This is a genomic window from Oerskovia sp. 140933 (assembly GCF_059651515.1).
Map to the genome: position 1 here is coordinate 55,370 of NZ_JAMXIO010000013.1, position 20,530 is coordinate 75,899.

16 protein-coding genes are annotated in these 20,530 nt (G+C 72.1%); 9 read left to right on the forward strand and 7 right to left on the reverse strand.

Annotated features, from left to right (window positions below):
- The first annotated feature begins 147 nt into the window (after nt 1-147).
- Nucleotides 148-1,218 (forward strand): protein kinase family protein, encoded by a 1,071-nt coding sequence (locus tag NHG27_RS09050; protein ID WP_497016001.1) that lies wholly within the window; start codon nt 148-150, stop codon nt 1,216-1,218.
- Nucleotides 1,219-1,260: 42 nt separating this feature from the next.
- Here NHG27_RS09050 and NHG27_RS09055 read toward each other — a convergent pair whose 3' ends face one another.
- On the reverse strand, nt 1,261-2,070 hold the full coding sequence (locus NHG27_RS09055; RefSeq protein ID WP_497016005.1) for a CPBP family intramembrane glutamic endopeptidase: 810 nt from the start codon (nt 2,068-2,070) through the stop codon (nt 1,261-1,263).
- A 40-nt stretch (nt 2,071-2,110) separates the two neighbouring features.
- The gene (locus NHG27_RS09060; protein ID WP_193720805.1) at nt 2,111-2,716 is read right to left on the reverse strand and encodes a TetR/AcrR family transcriptional regulator; all 606 of its coding nucleotides are present in this window, start codon (nt 2,714-2,716) and stop codon (nt 2,111-2,113) included.
- 140 nt (nt 2,717-2,856) lie between these two features.
- Between NHG27_RS09060 and NHG27_RS09065 the strand changes: the two genes are divergently transcribed.
- The 8 genes from NHG27_RS09065 (at nt 2,857) to NHG27_RS09100 (ending at nt 11,932) form a co-directional block, all read left to right on the forward strand.
- Nucleotides 2,857-4,251 (forward strand): GAF domain-containing protein, encoded by a 1,395-nt coding sequence (locus NHG27_RS09065; protein ID WP_321575467.1) that lies wholly within the window; start codon nt 2,857-2,859, stop codon nt 4,249-4,251.
- Nucleotides 4,252-4,418: 167 nt separating this feature from the next.
- Complete coding sequence (adh, locus tag NHG27_RS09070) at nt 4,419-5,942, forward strand: aldehyde dehydrogenase (protein ID WP_497016010.1); 1,524 nt, start codon at nt 4,419-4,421, stop codon at nt 5,940-5,942.
- Nucleotides 5,943-6,089: 147 nt separating this feature from the next.
- The gene (locus tag NHG27_RS09075; RefSeq protein ID WP_497016075.1) at nt 6,090-6,599 is read left to right on the forward strand and encodes a DUF779 domain-containing protein; all 510 of its coding nucleotides are present in this window, start codon (nt 6,090-6,092) and stop codon (nt 6,597-6,599) included.
- Nucleotides 6,600-6,732: 133 nt separating this feature from the next.
- Entirely contained in the window at nt 6,733-8,169 is a 1,437-nt protein-coding gene (locus NHG27_RS09080) for a sugar porter family MFS transporter (protein ID WP_497016012.1), read from the forward strand.
- Nucleotides 8,170-8,249: 80 nt separating this feature from the next.
- Entirely contained in the window at nt 8,250-8,552 is a 303-nt protein-coding gene (locus NHG27_RS09085) for an antibiotic biosynthesis monooxygenase (RefSeq protein WP_497016014.1), read from the forward strand.
- Nucleotides 8,553-8,610: 58 nt separating this feature from the next.
- A complete protein-coding gene (locus NHG27_RS09090) occupies nt 8,611-9,171 on the forward strand; it encodes a DinB family protein (RefSeq protein WP_193720800.1) in 561 nt (186 codons plus the stop codon).
- Between the two features lie 71 nt (nt 9,172-9,242).
- Entirely contained in the window at nt 9,243-10,241 is a 999-nt protein-coding gene (locus NHG27_RS09095) for a hypothetical protein (protein WP_497016016.1), read from the forward strand.
- Between the two features lie 572 nt (nt 10,242-10,813).
- Nucleotides 10,814-11,932, forward strand: coding sequence for a pirin family protein (locus tag NHG27_RS09100; protein ID WP_497016018.1), 1,119 nt, complete (start codon nt 10,814-10,816; stop codon nt 11,930-11,932).
- 47 nt (nt 11,933-11,979) lie between these two features.
- On the opposite strand, the gene NHG27_RS09105 is transcribed toward NHG27_RS09100, so the two are convergent.
- From NHG27_RS09105 to NHG27_RS09125, 5 genes are all read right to left on the reverse strand, one after another.
- Nucleotides 11,980-13,164 (reverse strand): ATP-binding protein, encoded by a 1,185-nt coding sequence (locus NHG27_RS09105; protein WP_193720797.1) that lies wholly within the window; start codon nt 13,162-13,164, stop codon nt 11,980-11,982.
- 126 nt (nt 13,165-13,290) lie between these two features.
- Nucleotides 13,291-14,052, reverse strand: coding sequence for a respiratory nitrate reductase subunit gamma (gene narI, locus NHG27_RS09110; protein ID WP_193720796.1), 762 nt, complete (start codon nt 14,050-14,052; stop codon nt 13,291-13,293).
- Nucleotides 14,049-14,798: a nitrate reductase molybdenum cofactor assembly chaperone gene (narJ, locus tag NHG27_RS09115; RefSeq protein ID WP_497016021.1), complete on the reverse strand. Its 750-nt coding sequence runs from the start codon at nt 14,796-14,798 to the stop codon at nt 14,049-14,051. The genes narI and narJ overlap by 4 nt, the downstream gene beginning before the upstream one ends.
- Nucleotides 14,798-16,498, reverse strand: coding sequence for a nitrate reductase subunit beta (gene narH, locus NHG27_RS09120; RefSeq protein WP_193720794.1), 1,701 nt, complete (start codon nt 16,496-16,498; stop codon nt 14,798-14,800). The genes narJ and narH overlap by 1 nt, the downstream gene beginning before the upstream one ends.
- Nucleotides 16,498-20,427 carry a nitrate reductase subunit alpha gene (locus NHG27_RS09125; RefSeq protein WP_497016023.1) on the reverse strand — a complete coding sequence of 1,310 codons (3,930 nt, stop codon included), beginning with the start codon at nt 20,425-20,427 and terminating at the stop codon, nt 16,498-16,500. Before NHG27_RS09125 ends, narH begins: the two co-directional genes overlap by 1 nt.
- Nucleotides 20,428-20,530: the final 103 nt, after the last annotated feature.

Below are 20,530 nucleotides of genomic sequence, written 5' to 3' on the forward strand. Positions count from 1 at the left end.
ACCCGCGGGAGGCGCGCTCCGTCGTCGGGCCGGGAAGGCCACGGGCACCACGTGAGAGGCTGTCGGCGGCTCCCGCCGCGATGTCCGCCGACACGGCGTGCACGAGAAGCAGGTGCCCGGCTGGAGGCGGCGTTGAAGAGCCCTGACATGTCCCGTGCCTCTCGCCTGGCCGTCCACGGGGCCGTCTCCACGTCGCTCTCGCTGTGCAGCGACCGCAGGCTGCGGGAGCTGGTGGACGCAGGCACCCCGATCGGATCCGGCATCGGCGGGACGACGGTCCTGCTGGACGTCGACGGGGCCCCGGTCTTCGTCAAGCAGGTGCGTCTCACCGACCTCGAGCGGCAGCCGGAGAACCTTCGCTCCACGGCGAACCTGTTCGATCTGCCGAACTTCTGCCACTTCGGTGTCGGCAGCATCGGCGGCCCGGGGTTCGGTGCATGGCGCGAGCTGGCCGTGCACGTGATGACGACGAGCTGGGTGATCACGGGGGACTACGAGGGGTTCCCCGTGATGCACCACTGGCGGGTGCTGCCGGACGCCGGTCGGCCGCTGCCCGAGGAGCTGGCGGACGTGGACCGAGCCGTCGCCTACTGGGGAGGCGGGCCGGAGGTGCGGCGCCGGATCGAGGCTCTCGCGCAGTCCTCGGCGAGCCTCGTGCTGTTCCTCGAGTACGTCCCGCAGACCCTGCACGCCTGGCTGGGTGACCAGGTCGGGGCGGGGGGAGAGGCCGCCGAGAAGGCCTGCGCCCTGGTCGACGACGAGCTGGAACGCGGTATCTCGTTCATGAGCTCCCAGGGGCTGCTGCACCTCGATGCTCATTTCGAGAACATCCTGACCGACGGTGAGCGGCTCTTCTTCGCCGACTACGGCCTCGCGATCTCCTCCCGGTTCGAGCTCACGCAGGGCGAGGCCGACTTCTTCCGCGAGCACCGCGACTACGACCGCTGGTACAGCGCCACCTACCTCGTGAACTGGCTGGCCGTCGCCCTGTACGGCTACGGGCCGGAGGAACGCAGCGCGTTCGTGCGCTCGGTCGCCGAGGGAGCGCCCCCTGGTGCGGCTCCCGCGGGGGTCGCCGCCGCCCTGACCCGACACGCGCCTGTCGCAGCGGTGGTCGGGGACTTTCACCTGAAGTTCCGCCGGGAGAGCCGGGAGACGCCCTATCCCCTGGAGGCGATCCGCAGGGTCGGGCAGCGGACGGTCCCGCCGGGAGCATGACGGGACGTCGGGGTGGCGCGAGGCCCGCGCCGGGCGTGCGCCCTAGGCCGCGACGTCCTGCGTCCTGCGCGCCACGAGCGCGCTCTTGCCGCGCTTGCGCTGCGCTGCCGCGAACATCGCCATGAACACGGCCGTGGTCACGAGCGCGGCGATCGCGTTCGCGACGGTGCCGTCGGGCGTCGAGTGCCGGTCGCCGAGGGCGAGCAGCAGGGCGAGGTTCACGAGCCAGTGCACGAGCGTCGCGAGCGCGACGCGCTGCCACACGGTCCCGCGGCCGAAGTGGCCCACGAGCACCGAGAGCGCGACGGTCGCGAGCAGGAAGGCCACGACCACGACGGGGCCCGCGGTGAAGATCTGCACGTGCCACACGCCCCACACGAGGCCCGTCACGATGCTCGCGGCCAGGAGCGAGAACCGGTTCTCGAGCAACGGCTGGAGCATGCCGCGCCACCCGATCTCCTCGCCGGCCGCACCCACGAGGTACGTGAGCGTGAGCACGACGAACGGCACGCCCGCGACGCCGTGCGCGCCCTCGAGCGGTTCGCCCTGCACCAGCAGGACGGTGACGAGCACGCCCGCGTACAGCAGGCAGGCCGCGAGCGCCAGGACCAGGTGCGCGACGACCTGACGGCGGGGGACGGCGTCGGGCAGGAGGGGCGCGAGGCGCCCACGGAAGATCGCGAGCGTGATCCCGGCCCCGACCGCGGGGCCGAGCTGGACGAGCGCGAGCACCGCCGGGTCGATCCCCGAGGCGGGCTGGAGCTGGAGCAGCGCTCCCGACGCGACGAACGTCAGCAGGACGAACGTGAGGGTCGGGGCGAGGAAGGCGCGGGCCGGGGCGGTCGAGGTCACGCCGCAGGTTCGCAGCGCGCCGCGCGGGGTGTCAAACGGCTCAGCCCGCCACGAGCTCCTGCGTGCCGACGGCGCGCAGGACGAACGCCTCGGTCGCCTCGATCGCGCGCTCGCGCGCGGCGGGGTCCTCGGGGATGTGACGTCCCGAGAGGCACGCGTTGACGAGCTGGACCGTGGTGCCGAGGTCCTGGTCGGGGAACTCGCCGCACGCGATGCCTGCGGTGAGGATGCGGCGCAGGGTGTCCTCGACGATCACGGCGTGCTCGCGCAGGCGCTGCTGGGTGCCGCGCGAGAGCACGGTGCGCAGGTCCGGTCCGGGCGCGAGGTGGAAGACGCGCTTGAGCTGCGCCTGCTGGCGGATGTAGGTGCGCAGCTGCTCGACCGGGTCGTCGACCCCTTCGAGCGCGCGCTCCAGGGTGCCGACGTACTGCTCGGTCTCGTGGGTGATGAACCCGAGGAGCAGGGACTCCTTGTCGGGGAAGTGGTTGTACACCGCGGTGCGTCCCACGCCGGCCGCCGCGGCGATGTCCGCGAGGGAGATCGCGTCGAAGCCGCGGTCCATCATGAGGTTCGAGAGCGCCGCGAAGAGCTTCTGACGGGTCTGTGCGCGGTGCTCGTGGAGCGAACCGCCGATGATCTTCGGCATGCTGACATCATAGGCACTTCGTGTCAGATTGCTAATCCGCACGATTCCGGGCCTCCCGGACCCCAGGACGGCGCACGGCTCCCGACCTACACTGGCCCCAGGACCGGCAGGACTCGACGAGGGCGTCGAAGGGAGCGATCGTGACCGACCATCCCCAGCGCCCCGACGCTCACCCGTCCGACCCTCCGCCGGACAGCCCGCGCCCCACCGGGCCCGGCAGCAGGCCCGGCACCGTCGGCGTGCGCGCCGCGCACAGCGCGTTCCTGAGCACGGGAGCGCTCCCGCTGGGGGTTCGACCGCTCGTCGCGGCGTCGTGGCGCCGCAGCGCGCGCAGCGGGGTGGACCCCGACGTGGCCCACCCCGAGGTGTCGATGTCCGACCAGGACCTCACGTCCTACCGCGCACACCACCCGCTCGCCCGCGCCATGCCGATCGTGCGCGACCTCCTGGTCGAGGGGCTCGCAGGGGAGAGCGCGGTCGTCGCGATGACCGACGACGCCGGTCGCCTCCTGTGGGTCGAGGGCAGCGCACGCGTGCGCGACGACGTGGCGCGCATCGGGTTCGTCGAGGGCGCGGTCTGGCGCGAGGAGCGCGTGGGGACCAACGCGCCCGGCACGGCCCTCGCGACCGGGAGCGCCGTCCAGGTCCTCGGCGCCGAGCACTTCACGCGTCCCGCCCAGTCCCTCAACTGCGCGGCCGCGCCCGTCCGCGACCTGCGCACGGGCCGCATCCTCGGTGTCCTCGACGTCACGGGCGGTCAGGTCGCGGCCTCGGGCGTCGTGCTCTCGCTCGTCCGGGCCTCGGTCGCGGCGGTCGAGCGCGAGCTCGCCGAGCACGGCACCGAGCACCGCCCGGGCGCCGACGCTGCCACGGGGGGCCACGGGTTCGCGCCGCGGCTCGACGTCCTGGGGGCGGCCAGCGGCGTGCTGCGCGCGGCGCCGGGAGCGGCCGCGGGCTGGCCCGGCCCGGGGACCTACGCGACCGTGCCCGACGGCGGGACGCACGCTGCGCCGTCGGGCCGACTGAGCCTTCGCCACAGCGAGATCCTGCTGCTGCTCGCCGCGGCCCCGCGCGGGCTCGCCGCCGACGAGCTGGCCGTGCTGCTGCACCCCCACGAGCTCTCCGACGTGACCGTGCGGGCTGAGGTGTCGCGGCTGCGGCGGGCGGTCGGACCGTTGCTGGGCGGGTCGCGACCCTACCGGCTGGGGGCGCCGCTGCGCACCGACCTCGACACCGTGCGGCACCTGCTCGGTGCCGGTGACGTGCACGCCGCGCTCACGGCGTACGCGGGGCCGGTCCTGCCGCGGTCGGTCGCGCCGGGGGTCGAGCGGCTGCGCGACGAGCTGTCGGCCGAGGTGCGCGGCGCGGTCCTCGCGTCGGGCGACCCCGGCGCGGTGGCGCGGTGGCTCGCGAGCGACGAGGGGGCCGAGGACCACGCGGCCTGGCACCGGCTCGCGGCGCTCGCCGCCCCCGGGAGCCCCACGGCCGCGCGGGCCCGGGCGCGGATCGCGCTGCTGGACCGCTCGCTGCGCTGAACGTTCTGACAGCGTGACTGCAACGCTCCTGCAACCCTGCCCCACGTAGCCTCCGGTGCACCCGGGCGCAACGGTGCGCCACGGGTCGTGGACCACGCGGGACGGCGGGCAGACGGGCGGCGGCGGTCCACGACAGGCAACAGAGCACTGCGAGGAGGCAGACGCACATGACCGTCTACGCTGCCCCGGGCACCCCCGGAGCGATCGCCGAGTACACGTCCCGGTACGACCACTGGATCGGCGGCGAGTACGTCGCCCCGGCGAGCGGCCGGTACTTCGAGAACCCGAGCCCCGTCACGGGCCGCACCTTCACCGAGGTCGCGCGCGGCACGGCCGAGGACATCGACCGCGCCCTGGACGCCGCGCACGGCGCCGCCCGCACCTGGGGCCGGACCACGGCGACCGAGCGCGCCGTGATCCTCAACAAGATCGCCGACCGCATGGAGGCCAACCTCGAGAAGATCGCGGTCGCCGAGACGTGGGAGAACGGCAAGCCCGTGCGCGAGACGCTCGCCGCGGACATCCCGCTCGCGATCGACCACTTCCGCTACTTCGCGGGCGCGATCCGCGCGCAGGAGGGCTCGATCTCCGAGATCGACGAGGACACCATCGCGTACCACTTCCACGAGCCGCTGGGCGTGGTCGGGCAGATCATCCCGTGGAACTTCCCCATCCTCATGGCCGTGTGGAAGCTGGCGCCCGCGCTCGCGGCGGGCAACTGCGTGGTCCTCAAGCCCGCCGAGCAGACGCCCGCGTCGATCCTGTTCCTGATCGACATCATCGGGGACCTGCTGCCCCCGGGCGTCCTCAACGTGGTCAACGGGTTCGGGGTCGAGGCGGGCAAGCCGCTCGCGTCGAGCCCGCGCATCCGCAAGATCGCGTTCACGGGCGAGACCACGACGGGCCGGCTCATCATGCAGTACGCGAGCCAGAACATCATCCCGGTCACGCTCGAGCTGGGCGGCAAGTCGCCCAACCTGTTCTTCGAGGACGTGGCGCGCGAGAAGGACGACTTCTACGACAAGGCCCTCGAGGGGTTCACGATGTTCGCCCTCAACCAGGGCGAGGTGTGCACGTGCCCGTCGCGCGCGCTCATCCAGTCGTCGATCTACGACTCGTTCCTGGGCGACGCGATCGAGCGGACCAGGGCCGTCAAGCAGGGCAACCCCCTGGACACCGAGACCATGATCGGCGCGCAGGCGTCCAACGACCAGCTCGAGAAGATCCTCAGCTACATCGACATCGGCAAGGCCGAGGGGGCCAAGGTCCTCACGGGCGGCACGCGCGCCGAGATGAGCGGCGACCTCGCGGGCGGCTACTACGTCACGCCCACGATCTTCGAGGGCAAGAACTCGATGCGGATCTTCCAGGAGGAGATCTTCGGCCCCGTCGTCGCGGTCACGGACTTCGCCGACTTCGACGACGCGATCACGGTCGCGAACGACACCCTGTACGGCCTGGGCGCGGGCGTGTGGTCGCGCGAGGCCAACATCGCCTACCGGGCGGGCCGCGAGATCCAGGCGGGTCGCGTCTGGACGAACTGCTACCACGCGTACCCCGCGGCGGCGGCGTTCGGCGGGTACAAGGGCTCGGGCGTGGGCCGCGAGAACCACAAGATGATGCTCGACCACTACCAGCAGACCAAGAACCTCCTGGTCAGCTACTCGGCCACGAGGCTCGGCTTCTTCTAGGCCGTCGTGCCACGGCGGGTGGGGCCGGCGGGCCCCGCCCGCGCTCGTCCGTCCGTCCATCACGAGGGGAGAAGGATCATGCCCGACGACGTCACACCCGCCCCGCAGGTCACCGCGCCCGGGGTGGTGGGTTCCTCGCCTGGGGAGGTGCCGGCCGAGAGGGTCGCGCTGACCCCGGCCGCCGCCGAGCTGCTCGCCCGGCTGCGGGTCCAGTACGGCGAGCTCATGTTCCACCAGTCCGGGGGGTGCTGCGACGGCTCGTCGCCCATGTGCTACCCGCAGGGCGAGCTCATCACGTCGGAGGCCGACGTCCACCTGGGCGACCTGGTGGTGGCCGACCCGTTCTCCGAGCTCGCCGAGGCCGAGCTCGCGGACGTCGCGCTCACGGGCCCCTCGGGTCCGCTGGGTGTCGCGGGGGACGATCCGCCCGCCGGGGCGGCGCCCGGTGCGGACCTCGACGGGGCGACGTTCACGGTGCCGTTCTGGATGAGCCGCGGCCAGTTCGAGTACTGGAGCCACACGCACCTGACGGTCGACGTCGTGCCGGGACGTGGCTCGGGGTTCAGCGTCGAGGCACCGGAGGGCGTGCGGTTCATCATCCGGTCGCGGCTGTTCTCGGACGAGGAGTCGGCCGTGCTCGCGAGCCAGGTGCTGTGAGCCCGGCCGCCGGCCGACGCGCCAGGAGCGGTGCGGCCTCGGGTGCGCACCGGCCTTGACACGCGCGGGCCGGGGCGCGGATCACCCCCCACCCGTCGTCCGCCGGGCACGCGCGCGTGGCAGTGTCGTACGCATGAGTCCTGAACCTGGTCCCGAGGAGCGCCCCCGCGTCCCCGGCCGTGTCCTCCTCGCGTGCCTCGCGGCGGCCCTCGGCGGGCTGCTGTTCGGGTTCGACACCTCGGTCGTGAACTCGGCGGTCGGCGCGCTCAGCGAGCACTTCGAGCTGGGCGCGAGCCTGCGGGGCGTGGTGGCGTCGCTGTCCCTCCTGGGGTGCGCGGTGGGGGCCTGGTTCGCGGGGTCGGTCTCGGAGCGCCTGGGGCGGGTGCGCGTCATGCTGCTCTCGGCGTCGCTGTTCGGGGTGTGCGCGGTGGCTGCCGCGTTCGCGCCGTCGGTCGTGGTGCTGCTGCCCGTGCGGTTCCTCGCGGGCGTCGGGATCGGCGCCGCGTCGGTCATGGCGCCCGCGTACATCGCCGAGATCGCGCCGCCGCGCTCGCGCGGGCGACTGGGCGGGCTGCAGCAGCTCTTCATCACGATCGGGATCTTCGTGGCCCTCGCCGTGGGCCTCGCGATGTCACGCGCGGCCGGAGGGGCGGCGAACGACCTGTGGGCGGGCATCCCCGCGTGGCGCTGGATGTTCCTGGCCGAGCTGGTTCCCGCGGCCCTCTACGGCCTCGCGACGCTGCGACTGCCCGAGTCCCCGCGCTTCCTCGTGGCCCAGGGGCGGGAGGTCGAGGCGCAGCGCGTCCTGCAGGGGTTCTCGGGGCTCGGGGACCACGAGGTCGACCAGGAGGTCGACCGCATCCGCACGTCGGTCGGGACGCACACGAGGAGCTCGCTCCGGGACCTGCGGGGCAGCGCCCTGGGGCTGCGGCCCATCGTGTGGATCGGCTTGGGCGTCGCGGCGCTCATCCAGCTCAGCGGCATCAACGCGGTGTTCGTCTACTCGACGTCGCTGTGGGAGTCGGTGGGGTTCACCGAGTCCGAGGCACTGACCATGTCCCTGGTGACGGCCGCGGTCAACATCGCGGTCACGGTCGTCGCGATCGGGCTCGCGGACCGGTTCGGGCGCCGTCCCATGCTCGCGGCAGGCTCGGTGGGCATGGCGGTGTCCCTCGCGGTGACGGCGTTCGCGTTCGGCCACGCGACGACGTCGGCCTCGGGCGAGCTGGTCTTCCCGCTGGCCTGGGCCATGACCGCCCTCGTCGCGGTCAACCTCATGGTGGTGTCGTTCGGCCTCACGTGGGGGCCGCTCGGGTGGGTGCTGCTCGGTGAGATGTTCCCGCCGGTGATGCGGGCGACGGCGCTCGCGGTCGCCACGGCCGTCCAGTGGTTCGTGAACTACGCGGTGACGCGGTCCTTCCCGGTGGTCAGCGAGGCCTGGGGGCTGCCTGCGACGTACGGGACGTTCGCCGCGATCTCGGCCTTCGCGGTGTTCTTCGTGCTCCGGTTCCTCCCGGAGACCAAGGGGCGTTCGCTCGACCAGATGGGCGACGGCGCCAGGGCGACCTGAGACATCACCCTGTCGTCCTCTTCCCAGGGGTCGGCACCGACTCGTAGGGTGGAGGCTGAACTGAGCCCTGGGGAGGACCGATGTTCACGCAGGTCGTCGTGCACCGTCCACGCCCCGAGCACCGCGGGGCGACGCTCGCGTACCTCCAGCAGGCCGTCCTGACGGCACGCTCGGTCGAGGGGATCATCCAGGCCGTCGCGTGGACGGAGGGCGACGGCGAGCGGCTCGTCCTCACCACGATCTGGGAGTCGGCCGAGGCGTTCACCACGGGCGAGGACGCGCTGTTCGACCTGTTCCAGGACGTGCCGTTCGAGGAGTGGATGCTCGAGCCCCTCGACGTCCTCCTCCTCGACGAGATCCCGCAGCCCGGCCCGGAGGAGTGAGGTCCACGAACCGGTCGGGGGCTTTCGCGGTGCGCCGCGGGGTCCTAGCATCCGGTGCATGACGACACCCCCGCAGGTCCCGGCCGGTTCGTCCGGCATCACGCCCGACACCAAGGACTGGACCTGGGTCCTGGACCGTCCCTGCCCCGAGTGCGGCTTCGTGTCGGGCACGGTCGACCCGGACCAGGTGGGGCCGGCCGTGCGCGCGACGATCCCGCGCTGGCAGGAGGTCCTCGCGCGTCCGGACGTCGCGGTGCGTCCTGACGAGCACACGTGGTCCCCGCTCGAGTACGCGGCGCACGTGCGCGACGTGTTCGGCATCTTCGACGTGCGGCTGGCGTCGATGGTCGAGGGCGACGACCCGCTGTTCGCGAACTGGGACCAGGACGCGGCGGCGCTCGCGGGCGACTACGAGCACCAGGACCCGCAGGTCCTCGCACGGGAGGTCGCGATCGCGGGCGACCGGGTCGCGGGCCGGTTCGACGCCGTCGGGCCCGACGACTGGGAGCGCCCCGGGCGCCGGTCCAACGGTTCGGTCTTCACGGTGCGCACGCTCGGCCGGTACTTCCTGCACGACGTCGTCCACCACCTGCACGACGTCGGCGCCCCCACCTCCTGACGCCCGCAGCCGACCCACGCCCGTAACCTCCCGGCATCCTGGGCGGTCCTCGCGGCGTCTAGCGTCACGTCATGACGCTTCCTGCGACGGGGTGGGTCCCCGACATGTACAGCAGCGACCACCTGCTCGCGCTGCCGCGCTCACGGGGCGTGGTGCGGCCGGGGATCGAGGCGCTCGCGCGGGCCTGGTTCCCGGAGTCGGGCTGGGTGAGCGAGCCGACGAGCGGTCCGGCCGAGCGCCCCATGGCGGGGGCCCGGTTCCGCGGCGTGGTGCCCGACGACGTCCGTCGCCCCGGGGTGCTCCGGCTCACGGAGGGCGTCGAGGTCGTCGGGCCGTTCGGGGTCCAGCCGCCCGGTGCGGCAGGCCTGGGCCTGGCGTCCGCGGTCGCCGAGGTGTGGGCAGTACGGGTCGGGCACCGGTCGCGGGGGCCCGCCACGGGGCCTCTCGAGGACCGGGACGGGCTCGGTCGGGTCTTCGCGGCGGGCCTGCCCGACGACCTGGAGCTCCGGGCGGTGCGGTGGGCGGTCGCCGCCGCGCGCAAGGTCGGTGGCAGCGTGGTGGCCGACGGGGTCAGCGTGCTGACGCCCGACCCGGCGCAGGGGGTGGACCTGACGTTGTACAGCGCGCACGCGCTCGTGCCGGAGGCGGCCCTGGGGGTGCTGCGGACCTTCGTCCCGGGTGCGCAGGTGACCGAGGTCGAGGAGCGTGCGGACCACCTGGTCGACTTCGTGCTGGTCGGCCAGACGCCGTACGACGGCGCGGTCCAGGTCGTGGTGCAGAAGGTGCGCGAGGTGCCCGCGGCGCTCGCCGCGCTCGACTGGCGCGAGTACGGTCCGTTCGCCTACCGGCTCCGGTGGCTCCCGACCGATCCGTACGAGCTGGAGGTCGAGGAGCCGTCGGGGCTGCACCTCATCGCCCGGACCCGTGCGCGGGCTCTGCTGGCGCGGCTCGCGGCCGTGCTCCAGGGGCGGGTCCAGGGGGTCCTGGTGGACGACGGGAGCTTCGAGGTGTCGGCTGCGGAGGTCGAGGAACGCATCGCAGCGGAGAGCTCGGCGAGGTTCTGGGTGTGAACGACCCACAGAGTTATCCACAGATTCTGTGCACAAGCCTGTGGGTAAGCGCGGCAGTGCGGCGTTCCCGTTGTGGATGAACCTGTGGTGAACGCGCCCCGAGAAAAAGGGTCCGTCGACCTCTTGCCGGGGTGGCCCGTGCAGGACTAGAAACGTCACTATCGGCTTCGACGGGAACGGCGGCAGCAGCCCCCAACGACGCCCTCCCGCACGGGAGGACGGACCGGCAAGGACGCTGGAACCACACCTTGAGAGCCCCAGGCCGACCGGAGAACGGTGAGACGTCCCGCGGGTGGCAACACCCCGGGCTGCGGGTGACGACGCAGGTCTCGACCGGAACCGGAGAGCCGATCGTGAGAGGCGCCTTCCAGGAGAACAGGGCGAGCACCAGCTCGTCGTGGGGGAGGCGCCGAGCCGCGACGTCGACGCGGCGCCCGGTCGGACCGTTCCCGGTCCGGCCACCCAGGGCACACGGTCATCAGCGAGGCTCCCGGCCCCCGCCGGGAGCCTCGCCGAGTCTGCGGACCCCTCGGTGGCGGGCCTCCGGCCGCGGGCGAGCCTAGGCTCGTCCCATGAGCAACCTCGAGACCCGGCCCCGCGAAGAGGTGTGCGCCGCAGGGAGCCACGCGACGCCGTCGGGCGTGGACGGCGTCCCCGGTGACCGCACCCCCGTCGAGATCCTCGACCACCGCCAGGTCCCGCTCGGCGGGACCCGCGCCATGGACGTGCGCCGCACGCTCCCGCAGCGCGCCCGCTCGCTCGTGGGGGCCTGGTGCTTCCTGGACCACTACGGTCCCGACGACGTCTCGACCTCCGACGGCATGCAGGTGCCCCCGCACCCGCACACGGGCCTGCAGACGGTGAGCTGGCTGTTCGAGGGCGAGATCCTGCACCGCGACTCGGTCGGGTCGCTGCAGACGGTGCGGCCGGGCGAGCTGAACCTCATGACGGCCGGACGGGGCATCTCGCACTCGGAGGAGTCGCCCGCGGGCGTGCGGCCGCCCCTGCTGCACGGCGTGCAGCTCTGGGTCGCGCTGCCGGGGGACCGGCTCGGCGACGAGCCGTTCTTCGAGCACCACGGTGACCTGCCGGTGTGGTCCGGGCCGGGAGGCGAGCGGGTCCAGGTGCTCGTGGGGTCGCTGAGCGTGGGGGGCGCCGCGCTGCGGTCCGCAGCCACCGTGTTCACGCCCCTGGTCGGGGCGCAGGTGGACCTGCCTGCGGGCGCGTCGGTCGAGCTCGCGGTGGACCCGGGGTTCGAGCACGCGCTGCTGGTCGACACGGGTGACGCGTCGTTCGAGGGCGTGCCCGTGCCGGTCGCGTCGCTCGGCTACGTCGAGCCCGGGCGCTCGGTGCTGACGGTGTCGGCGGGGGCCTCGCCCGTGCGGGCCGTGCTGATCGGCGGCGAGCCGTTCGCCGAGGAGATCGTCATGTGGTGGAACTTCGTGGGGCGCTCGCACGACGACGTCGCGGCCGCCCGCGCGGACTGGATGGCGCAGGTCGAGGTCAGCGCGGCTGCCCGGGAGGACGAGGCGGCCGCGGCGCCGGTCCCCGTGCCCGGGGACGGCGGCACGCGCTACGCCCCGGGGGCGTCGGGCCGTCGGTTCGGGGAGGTCGTGGGGTACGACGGCGGCCCGCTGCCCGCACCGGTGCTGCCGGACGTGCGGCTCAAGCCGCGCAGACGGCCGGCCTAGCCATGTCGCCGAGGCGTGGCAGACGGCTCGGACGGGTGCTGGGGAAGTCAGACCTCGTCCGCGTGGCGCCGGATGAAGTCAGCCATGAGGGGGACGGTGAAGTCGAGGATGCCTCGGTCAGGTGAGTAGATCAGCCCCTTCTTGATGAGCTCGTCACGGAAGACGCTCAGGTCGGCGGGCTTCTTCTTGCCCATCCGGGATACCAGGTCGGGCAGTGCGCTGGGGCCCGGGTCTTCGGCCATGGCGGCCATGAGCTGCTTCTGCTTCGGCGTGGCACGCTCCCACCGTGAGGCGAAGAGGCTTCGGTCGAGCTCGCCGGTGCCCAAGGTGATCGCGACCTCGGCATCGATCAGCTGGATGGGGGATTCGGCCGCGCACTGCCAGACCTGATCTCCGTAGACCTGGAGGAAGTAGGGGTAGCCGCGAGCCGATTCGAGCAGCCGCGTGAGCGCCTCCGGTAGGAATGCGACATTGGCTGCCGCTGCAGGTCCGGACAGAGCCTCTTGTGCCTCTGCCGGGCTCAAGCGGTCGATGTTGCGGTAGTCGAACTGCCTCTCAGCATACGAGCGCGCCTCGGCCAGGACTGCGGGTACGACCGGAAGGCCCGCCCCGAAGACGTAGAACGGCCAGTCGTTCTGAGCAGCCCGGTGCTGGGCTGCCAGGAGGGCAGTGAGCGTCGCGGAGTCGAGGTCCTGAATCTCATCGACAAAGAGGGCCATCCCGATGTTCGCCTCGCGGAGGGCCGGGACGACGTCAGCCACCAGGTCCTCAAGATCCATCTCGATGTTCCCGGAGTCAGCACGTCCGAAAGCCCTGATGGTGAGGTCACCGCTGACCGGCCCGACGCCTGCCTTGATGGAGAAGGACTCGATCGTGCTCAGGGCTTCCTTGACCTTGTCGGTGGCCCTGGCGCGCCATGTGCGGACGCTACGAGCGCCTGCGGTGAGCTCGCGCGCGAGTCGGGCGCGCGACTGCTCTGCTCCCTGACGATCCTGCTTGGCCTCGATCATCGCGGTGAGCCAACCATGGCCTTCGGCCCGGCGTCGCATCTCGTTGAGCAGCACTGTCTTTCCGACGCCCCGAAGCCCATAGAGCATCAGACTGCGGCCTGTGAGACCGTTCTGCGTGCGACGCATCAGAAGGTCTGCGGCATCGAGCTCGGAAGTCCTCCCCACCAAGGCAGGCGGAGTACGACCCGCACCTGGAGTGTAGGGATTGCTGGAAGCGTCCATGTCTCAGAGTGTCTCACGGTCTATAAGGAGTTTCCTTAGACGGCCTGATAGTTCCTGAGAATGAGTCGGGGCTCGTCACGTCCGGCCCAGGTGTCCTCGGCCACGCAGGGCCGACGCCGCAGCCCCCTACCGCTTCGACCCCGGCCTCTCCGACGGGTCCCACCCCGGCCGCGGCTCGCGGGACGCGACGGACGCGTCGCGTGACCGGTACACGATGTAGGGCCGGAAGATGTACGGCACGGGCGCCGAGAACGCGTGCACGAGCCGCGTGAAGGGCCACAGGATGAACAGCAGGTTGGCCGCGACGATGTGCAGCTGGAACGCGGCGGGCACGCCTTCCATGAGTGCCGGCTGCGGCTGGAAGTACCAGAGGGAACGGAACCAGGGCGAGATGGTCTCGCGGTAGTTGTAGCCGTGGTTCTCGGCGAGGAGCTGGGTGTCGACCGTGGCCCACGCCCCCAGCAGGATCGACGCGGCGAGGAACACGTACATGACCTTGTCCATGCGCGTCGTCGCGAGGAACACGGGACCGGTCTTGCGCCGCCGGTAGATGAGGATGAGCAGCCCGGCGACGAGCGCGACGGCAGCGAGCGAGCCCATGTACGTCGCGACGAAGTGGTACGCGTTCTCGTCGATGCCCACGGCCTGCGTCCAGGTCTCGGGGATCACGAGCCCCAGGACGTGCCCGAGGATGACGAACAGCAGCCCGAAGTGGAACAGGGGCGACCCGAACCGGAGCAGGTTCTTCTCGTAGAGCTCGCTCGACCGGGTGGTCCAGCCGAACTTGTCGTAGCGGTACCGCCACACGGACCCGACGACGAACACGGCGAACGTCACGTAGGGGAAGACGACCCACAGCAGGATGTCTCCCGTGCTCGCTCCGGTCATCGGCGCACCTCCTCAGGCGGCGCCCCGGCGGGCGCGAACGGTTCGAGCGGGCCCATCGCGGTGAGCCCGACCATCTCGGTCGGCGGACCGGACGTCACGAGCTCGAGGTAGCGGCGCTCGGTCTCGGCGTCGAGCGGGGGCAGGGTCAGGCACACGGCCTCGACCACGAGCACGTACGGGCTGGCCATGGCGGCGAGCGCCGAGCGCAGGACCTCGATGCCCTGGCGGTGCGAGCCGAGCAAGCCTGCGGCGATCCGTTCCTCGTCGCGCGTGGTCGCGCGCGCGGAGAACTCGAGGGCCATGGGCAGGTAGTCGGGCAGCTCCTCGCCGTCGACCTCCCAGCCGGCGGCCCGGTAGGCCTGCACGAACCGCACGAGCGCCATGCCGCGCTTCCGGGTGTCGCCGGCGGCGTAGTACGACAGGTACATCGAGCACTTGCGCTTGAGGTCGAACGTCGCGACGTAGCGCGCCTCGAGCGCGGCGGGCTCACCGGCCTCGAGGTCGTCGAGGAACGCCTCGAGCCGCGTCTGCACGGCGTCGGGAAGCTGCCCGACGACGCCGCGCACCTCGCGCGCCGCGGCGAGCGTCGCGGCGTCGGGGTAGTCGAGCAGGAGCGAGGCGGCCATGTGCGTGGTGCGTCGTTGCGCGGGCGTGGCCCGGACCGGGGCGAGGGGCTCCAGGCGGGGCGAGCGCGCCGTCGGGCGGGGCAGGAACGTCGTCGTCGAGGACGTGCGGAACAGGCCCATCAGCCCACCGCCGGGGCGTCGTCGTCGGAGGGACCTCCGGCGGGGTCGTCCGGTGAGCCCGGCGGGAACAGGCCCGCGGGCCGCCCGTTGCCGTCCCAGTTGAGGAGGTTGACGCGCCCGGACGTCGACGGCCCGTTGGGCGAGTCGGCCGTCTGGCGGGCCTGGAGCACGTGGAAGTTCTCGACCGCGACCGGGGTGGGCGTCCCGCTCGACGAGCCGAACGGCCCCGCGCCGCCCATGCCGCCCATCCCGGGGCCGCCGTCGAAGTCGAGCGAGCAGCTGATCTCCTCGAGCTCGCGCGCGATCTCCTGGTGCGCGGTCGGGATGACGTAGCGGTCCTCGTACTTGGCGATCGCGAGCAGCCGGTACATCTCCTGGATCTCGGTGCCCGTCATGCCGACCGCGCGCGCGACGGCCTCGTTGGGCTCGTCGCCCAGGTTGATGTCCCGCATGTAGGTGCGCATCGCGGCCAGGCGGCGCAGGGTGCGCTCGACCGGGACGGTGTCCCCGGCGGTGAACAGCCCCGCGAGGTACTCGAGCGGGATGCGGAGCTTGGAGATCGCCGCGAACAGGGTCCGCGGGTCCTCGCCGTCGTTGCCCGACGAGCCGACCACGTCGACCACGGGGGACAGCGGCGGGATGTACCAGACCATGGGCATGGTGCGGTACTCGGGGTGCAGGGGCAGGGCCACACGGTACTTCTGGATGAGCGCCCAGATGGGCGACGCCTGTGCGGCCGTGATCCAGTCCTCGGGGATGCCCTCGGCGCGGGCGCCCTCGATGACCGCGGGGTCGTGCGGGTCGAGGAACACCGAGCGCTGCGACTCGAGGAGCTCGTGCTCGTCCTCCACGGCGGCCGCCTCGGTCACGCGGTCGGCGTCGTACAGGACCAGGCCCAGGTAGCGCAGGCGGCCCACGCACGTCTCGGAGCAGACCGTGGGCAGGCCGACCTCGAGCCGCGGGTAGCACAGCGTGCACTTCTCGGCCTTGCCGGTCTTGTGGTTGAAGTAGACCTTCTTGTACGGGCAGCCCGTGACGCACATGCGCCAGCCGCGGCACTGGTCCTGGTCCACCAGGACGATCCCGTCCTCGGCCCGCTTGTACATGGCCCCCGACGGGCACGACGCGACGCACGCCGGGTTGAGGCAGTGCTCGCAGATGCGCGGCAGGTAGAACATGAACGTCTGCTCGAACTCCGAGGCCACGTGCTCGCTCATGTGCTGCAGGATCGGGTCGTCCTGCATGGTCTCCTTGGACCCGCCCAGGTCGTCGTCCCAGTTGGCCGACCACTCGATCTTCATGTCCTCGCCCGTGAGCAAGGACTTGGGCTTGGCGACCGGGGTGTGCGGGCCCTGCGGGGCCGAGAGCAGCATGTCGTACTCGTACGTCCACGGCTCGTAGTACTCGTGGATCGAGGGGAGCTTGGGGTTGGAGAAGATCGTCGCGAGCTTCTTGGCCCGCCCGCCCGCGCGCAGCTTGAGCTTGCCCCGCTTGGTGCGGACCCAGCCGCCCTGCCACTTCTCCTGGTCCTGGTAGGTGCGCGGGTACCCGAGCCCGGGCCGTGTCTCGACGTTGTTGAACCACACGTACTCGACGCCCGTACGGTTCGTCCACGCCTGCTTGCACGTCACCGAGCACGTGTGGCACCCGATGCACTTGTCGAGGTTCATGACCATCGACATCTGAGCCATCACGCGCATCAGTACGTCACCTCCTGCGAACGACGACGGATCGTGGTGACCTCGTCGCGCTGGTTGCCCGTGGGGCCCAGGTAGTTGAACGCGAAGGCGAGCTGCGCGTAGCCCCCGACGAGGTGGCTCGGTTTGAGCAGCACCCGGGTCAACGAGTTGTGGATGCCGCCGCGCAGCCCGGACGTCTCGGCGAGCGGGACGTCGATCGTGCGGTCGGTCGCGTGGTGCATGTAGACCGTGCCCTCGGGCATGCGGTGCGAGACCACGGCCCGGGCCACGACGACGCCGTTGCGGTTGTACGCCTCGATCCACTCGTTGTCGCGCACCCCGATCTTGTCGGCGTCGCGCGGGGACATCCACACGTTCGGGCCGCCGCGCGACAGCGACAGCATGAACAGGTTGTCCTGGTACTCGGAGTGGATGGACCACTTGGAGTGCGGGGTCAGGTAGCGCACCGCGACCTCGGCCTGGCCCTGCGAGCCGGGGTAGCCGCTCGGGGAGCGGTCGCCCAGCGGCGGGGAGTCGGGGAAGAGCCGGTGCATGTCGAGCGGCGGCCGGAAGACCGGCATCTGCTCGCCGAGCTCGGCCATCCAGTCGTGGTCCAGGAAGAAGTGCTGGCGCCCCGTGAGGGTGTGCCACGGCTTGAGCCGCTCGACGTTGATCGCGAAGGCCGTGTAGCGGCGGCCCCCGTGCTCCGAGCCGGACCACTCGGGAGAGGTGATGACCGTCGTCGGGCGGGACTGGACGTCGGGGAACGTGACGCGCTTGCCCTGCTCGTCGCGCGCGAGGTCCGCGAGCTCGACCCCCGTGCGCTTCTCGACGTGCTCGAAGCCCTGGACCGCGAGGCGACCGTTCGTGGTGCCGGACAGCGCGAGGATCATCTCGCACGCGTGCGTGTCCTTGTCGAGCCGCGGGCGGCCCGCCGCGGGGCCGGACGGCACGAGCCCGTTCTTCTGCCCCAGGACCCGCACCTCCTCGCCCGGCGAGAACTGCACGCCCTTGGTGACCATGCCGAGCTTCTCGGTGAGGGGGCCGAGCGAGGCCATGCGGTCGGCGAACGCCGGGTAGTCGCGCTCGACCACGACCAGCTTGGGCATGGTCACGCCCGGGACCAGGGGCCGCGACGCGGACCCGGCTCCCGAGTCGACGATCGTGCCGTGCGGCACCGACATCGCGTCGGGGGTGTCGTGCAGCAGGGGCGCGGCCACGAGGTCCTTGCGCACGCCCAGGTGCTCGACCGAGTACTCGCTGATCCTGCGCGCGATCGTGTGGAAGATGTCGAAGTCCGTGCGGGTCTGCCAGGGCGGGCTGATCGCGGGGTTGAACGAGTGCACGAACGGGTGCATGTCCGTCGAGGACAGGTCGTGCTTCTCGTACCAGGTGGCCGCGGGCAGCACGACGTCCGAGAACAGCGTGGTGCTCGTCATGCGGAAGTCGAGCGTCGTGAGCAGGTCGAGCTTGCCGCGCGGGGCCTCCTCGGGCCACTCGATCGAGCGCGGCCTGCGCGCGGGGGCCGACTCGTCCGCGAGCACCGCGGCGTCCGTCCCCAGCAGGTGCTTGAGGAAGTACTCGTTGCCCTTGCCGGAGGACCCCAGGATGTTGGCCCGCCACACCGTGACGCAGCGCGGGAAGTTCTCGGGGGCGTCGGGGGCCTCGACCGCGAACCGCAGGGCGCCGCTGCGCAGCTCGTCGACCACGTAGTCCGCGGGGGCGACCCCGGCCGCCTCGGCCTGGTCCACGAGGTCGAGCGGGTTGCGGTCGAACGTCGGGTAGCTGGGCATCCAGCCGCGCTGCGCGGACTCGACCAGGCAGTCGGCCGTGGTCCGACCCGCGAACATGCCCGAGCCCAACGGGGTCGCGAGCGCGTCGGCCGGGAGCCCGTCGTAGCGCCACTGGTCCGTGGCGACATACCAGAACGCCGTGCCGATCATCTGCCGCGGGGGCCGCGACCAGTCCAGGCCGCCCGCGTACTGGGCCCATCCCGTGATCGGGCGGCACTTCTCCTGCCCGACGTAGTGCGCCCACCCGCCGCCGTTGACGCCCTGGCAGCCCGTCATGGTCGTCAGCGCCAGCATGGCCCGGTAGATCGTGTCGGCGTGGAACCAGTGGTTGGCCCCCGCGCCCATGATGATCATCGAGCGTCCGCCGGACTTCTCGGCGTTGTCCGCGAACTCGCGCCCGATCCGCGCCGCCGCGGCCGCGGGGACGCCCGTGAACTGCTCCTGCCACGCGGGGGTCCCGGGGGAGTCGGCGTCGTCGTAGCCCGTGGGCCAGTCGCCGGGCAGGTCCAGGTCCTCACGGTTGACGCCGTAGCGTGCGAGCAGCAGGTCGAACACCGTCGTGACCAGGTGCCCGCCGACACGCCGGACGGGCACGCCGCGCGTGACCGAGCCCGCGCCACCGGTGTGCCGGCCCGTCTCGCCCTGCTCGGGGTCGGGCGAGAGGTCGAAGCGCGGCAGGTCCACGCGCGCGGTCTCGACCCCGGCGCCCCGGCCCGACGGCGCAGCCCCCGTCAACGGGTCGGGCCCCGCGCCCGCCGGCCCGTCCGCGGTCGACAGCAGCGGCACCACGCCCTCCAGGTCGAGGTTCCACTTCCCCTCGTCGGCCTCGCCGAACCGGTGGCCCAGGGTGCCGTTCGGGATCACGGGGGAGCCGTCGGCGTCGAGCAGGACGGGCTTGAAGGCCGCGTTCGCGGCGCCCGCAGCCCCCGGCAGGACGTCGTCGGCGAGGTCCGCCGCGGTGAGGAACTTGCCCGGGACGTAGGTGACGTCCCCCGTGAGGTGCGCCCCGGCGTCGGTCCCCGGCAGAGCCGACGCCGGGCTCGGCGTGAGCGTCACGAGGAACGGCGAGTCCGTGTACTTCCTCAGGTAGTCCACGAAGGGCGCGGTGCGACGTTCCACGTGAAACTCCCGGAGGATCACGTGCCCCATCGCGAGCGCGAGCGCCCCGTCCGTGCCGGGGTGCACCGCGAGCCACTCGTCGGCGAACTTGGTGTTGTCCGCGTAGTCGGGCGAGACCACGATCACCTTCTGGCCGCGGTAGCGCGCCTCGGCCATGAAGTGCGCGTCGGGCGTGCGGGTCACGGGGATGTTCGAGCCCCACATGATGCAGTACGAGGAGTTCCACCAGTCCGCGGACTCGGGCACGTCGGTCTGGTCGCCGAACACCTGCGGGGACGCGACCGGGAGGTCCGCGTACCAGTCGTAGAACGACAGCATCGCGCCGCCCAGCATCGAGATGAACCGGGCCCCGACCCCGTGCGAGACCATCGACATGGCCGGGATGGGCGAGAACCCCGCGATGCGGTCCGGGCCGTACGTCTTGATCGTGTGCACGTGGGCCGCCGCGACGATCTCCGCGGCCTCCTCCCACGACGCCCGCACCAGGCCGCCCTTGCCCCGCGCCTGCTTGTACGCGCGCGCCGTCTCCGGGTCGCCCGTGACCTCGGCCCACGCCAGCACCGGGTCGCCCGTGCGTGCCTTCGCGTCGCGGTACGCCCGCAGCAGCACTCCCCGCACGTACGGGTAGCGGACCCGCGTCGGGGAGTACGTGTACCAGCTGAACGCCGCCCCGCGCGGACAGCCTCGCGGCTCGTACTCGGGGGAGTCCGGGCCGACCGACGGGTAGTCCGTCTGCTGCGTCTCCCACGTGATGATGCCGTCCTTGACGTACACCTTCCACGAGCACGACCCCGTGCAGTTCACGCCGTGCGTCGAGCGCACCACCTTGTCGTGCGACCACCGGTCCCGGTAGAAGACGTCCCCGTCGCGGCCCCCCTGCAGGAAGAGCTGGCGCAGGTCCGGCGAGACCTCCCCGCGTCGCAGGTGCTTGCCGAGCCGCAGGAGGGCGTCCTCACCCCCGCCGCCGGGGGACTCAGGGCGTGGGGCGCCCTCGGCGCGGGCGTCGGTGCCCGGGCCTGGGACGGTGGACTGCGACATGCGACCTCCTGGGGCGAGCAGGACCGTGCGTGATCGTTCTTCTGTCTCGCAGTATGCCCACGTCCCGGGAGGTTCTGCCTGGCGAGGAGGCCACGTCGCCCGG

Coding starts and splice junctions, on each gene's coding strand:
- NHG27_RS09050 (WP_497016001.1), top strand. CDS start 148: ATGTCCCGTGCCTCTCGCCTGGCCGTCCACGGGGCCGTCTCCACGTCG.
- NHG27_RS09095 (WP_497016016.1), top strand. CDS start 9,243: ATGACGCTTCCTGCGACGGGGTGGGTCCCCGACATGTACAGCAGCGAC.
- NHG27_RS09090 (WP_193720800.1), top strand. CDS start 8,611: ATGACGACACCCCCGCAGGTCCCGGCCGGTTCGTCCGGCATCACGCCC.
- NHG27_RS09085 (WP_497016014.1), top strand. CDS start 8,250: ATGTTCACGCAGGTCGTCGTGCACCGTCCACGCCCCGAGCACCGCGGG.
- narJ (WP_497016021.1), bottom strand. CDS start 14,798: ATGGGCCTGTTCCGCACGTCCTCGACGACGACGTTCCTGCCCCGCCCG.
- narH (WP_193720794.1), bottom strand. CDS start 16,498: ATGCGCGTGATGGCTCAGATGTCGATGGTCATGAACCTCGACAAGTGC.
- NHG27_RS09080 (WP_497016012.1), top strand. CDS start 6,733: ATGAGTCCTGAACCTGGTCCCGAGGAGCGCCCCCGCGTCCCCGGCCGT.
- narI (WP_193720796.1), bottom strand. CDS start 14,052: ATGACCGGAGCGAGCACGGGAGACATCCTGCTGTGGGTCGTCTTCCCC.
- NHG27_RS09125 (WP_497016023.1), bottom strand. CDS start 20,427: ATGTCGCAGTCCACCGTCCCAGGCCCGGGCACCGACGCCCGCGCCGAG.
- NHG27_RS09060 (WP_193720805.1), bottom strand. CDS start 2,716: ATGCCGAAGATCATCGGCGGTTCGCTCCACGAGCACCGCGCACAGACC.
- adh (WP_497016010.1), top strand. CDS start 4,419: ATGACCGTCTACGCTGCCCCGGGCACCCCCGGAGCGATCGCCGAGTAC.
- NHG27_RS09100 (WP_497016018.1), top strand. CDS start 10,814: ATGAGCAACCTCGAGACCCGGCCCCGCGAAGAGGTGTGCGCCGCAGGG.
- NHG27_RS09105 (WP_193720797.1), bottom strand. CDS start 13,164: ATGGACGCTTCCAGCAATCCCTACACTCCAGGTGCGGGTCGTACTCCG.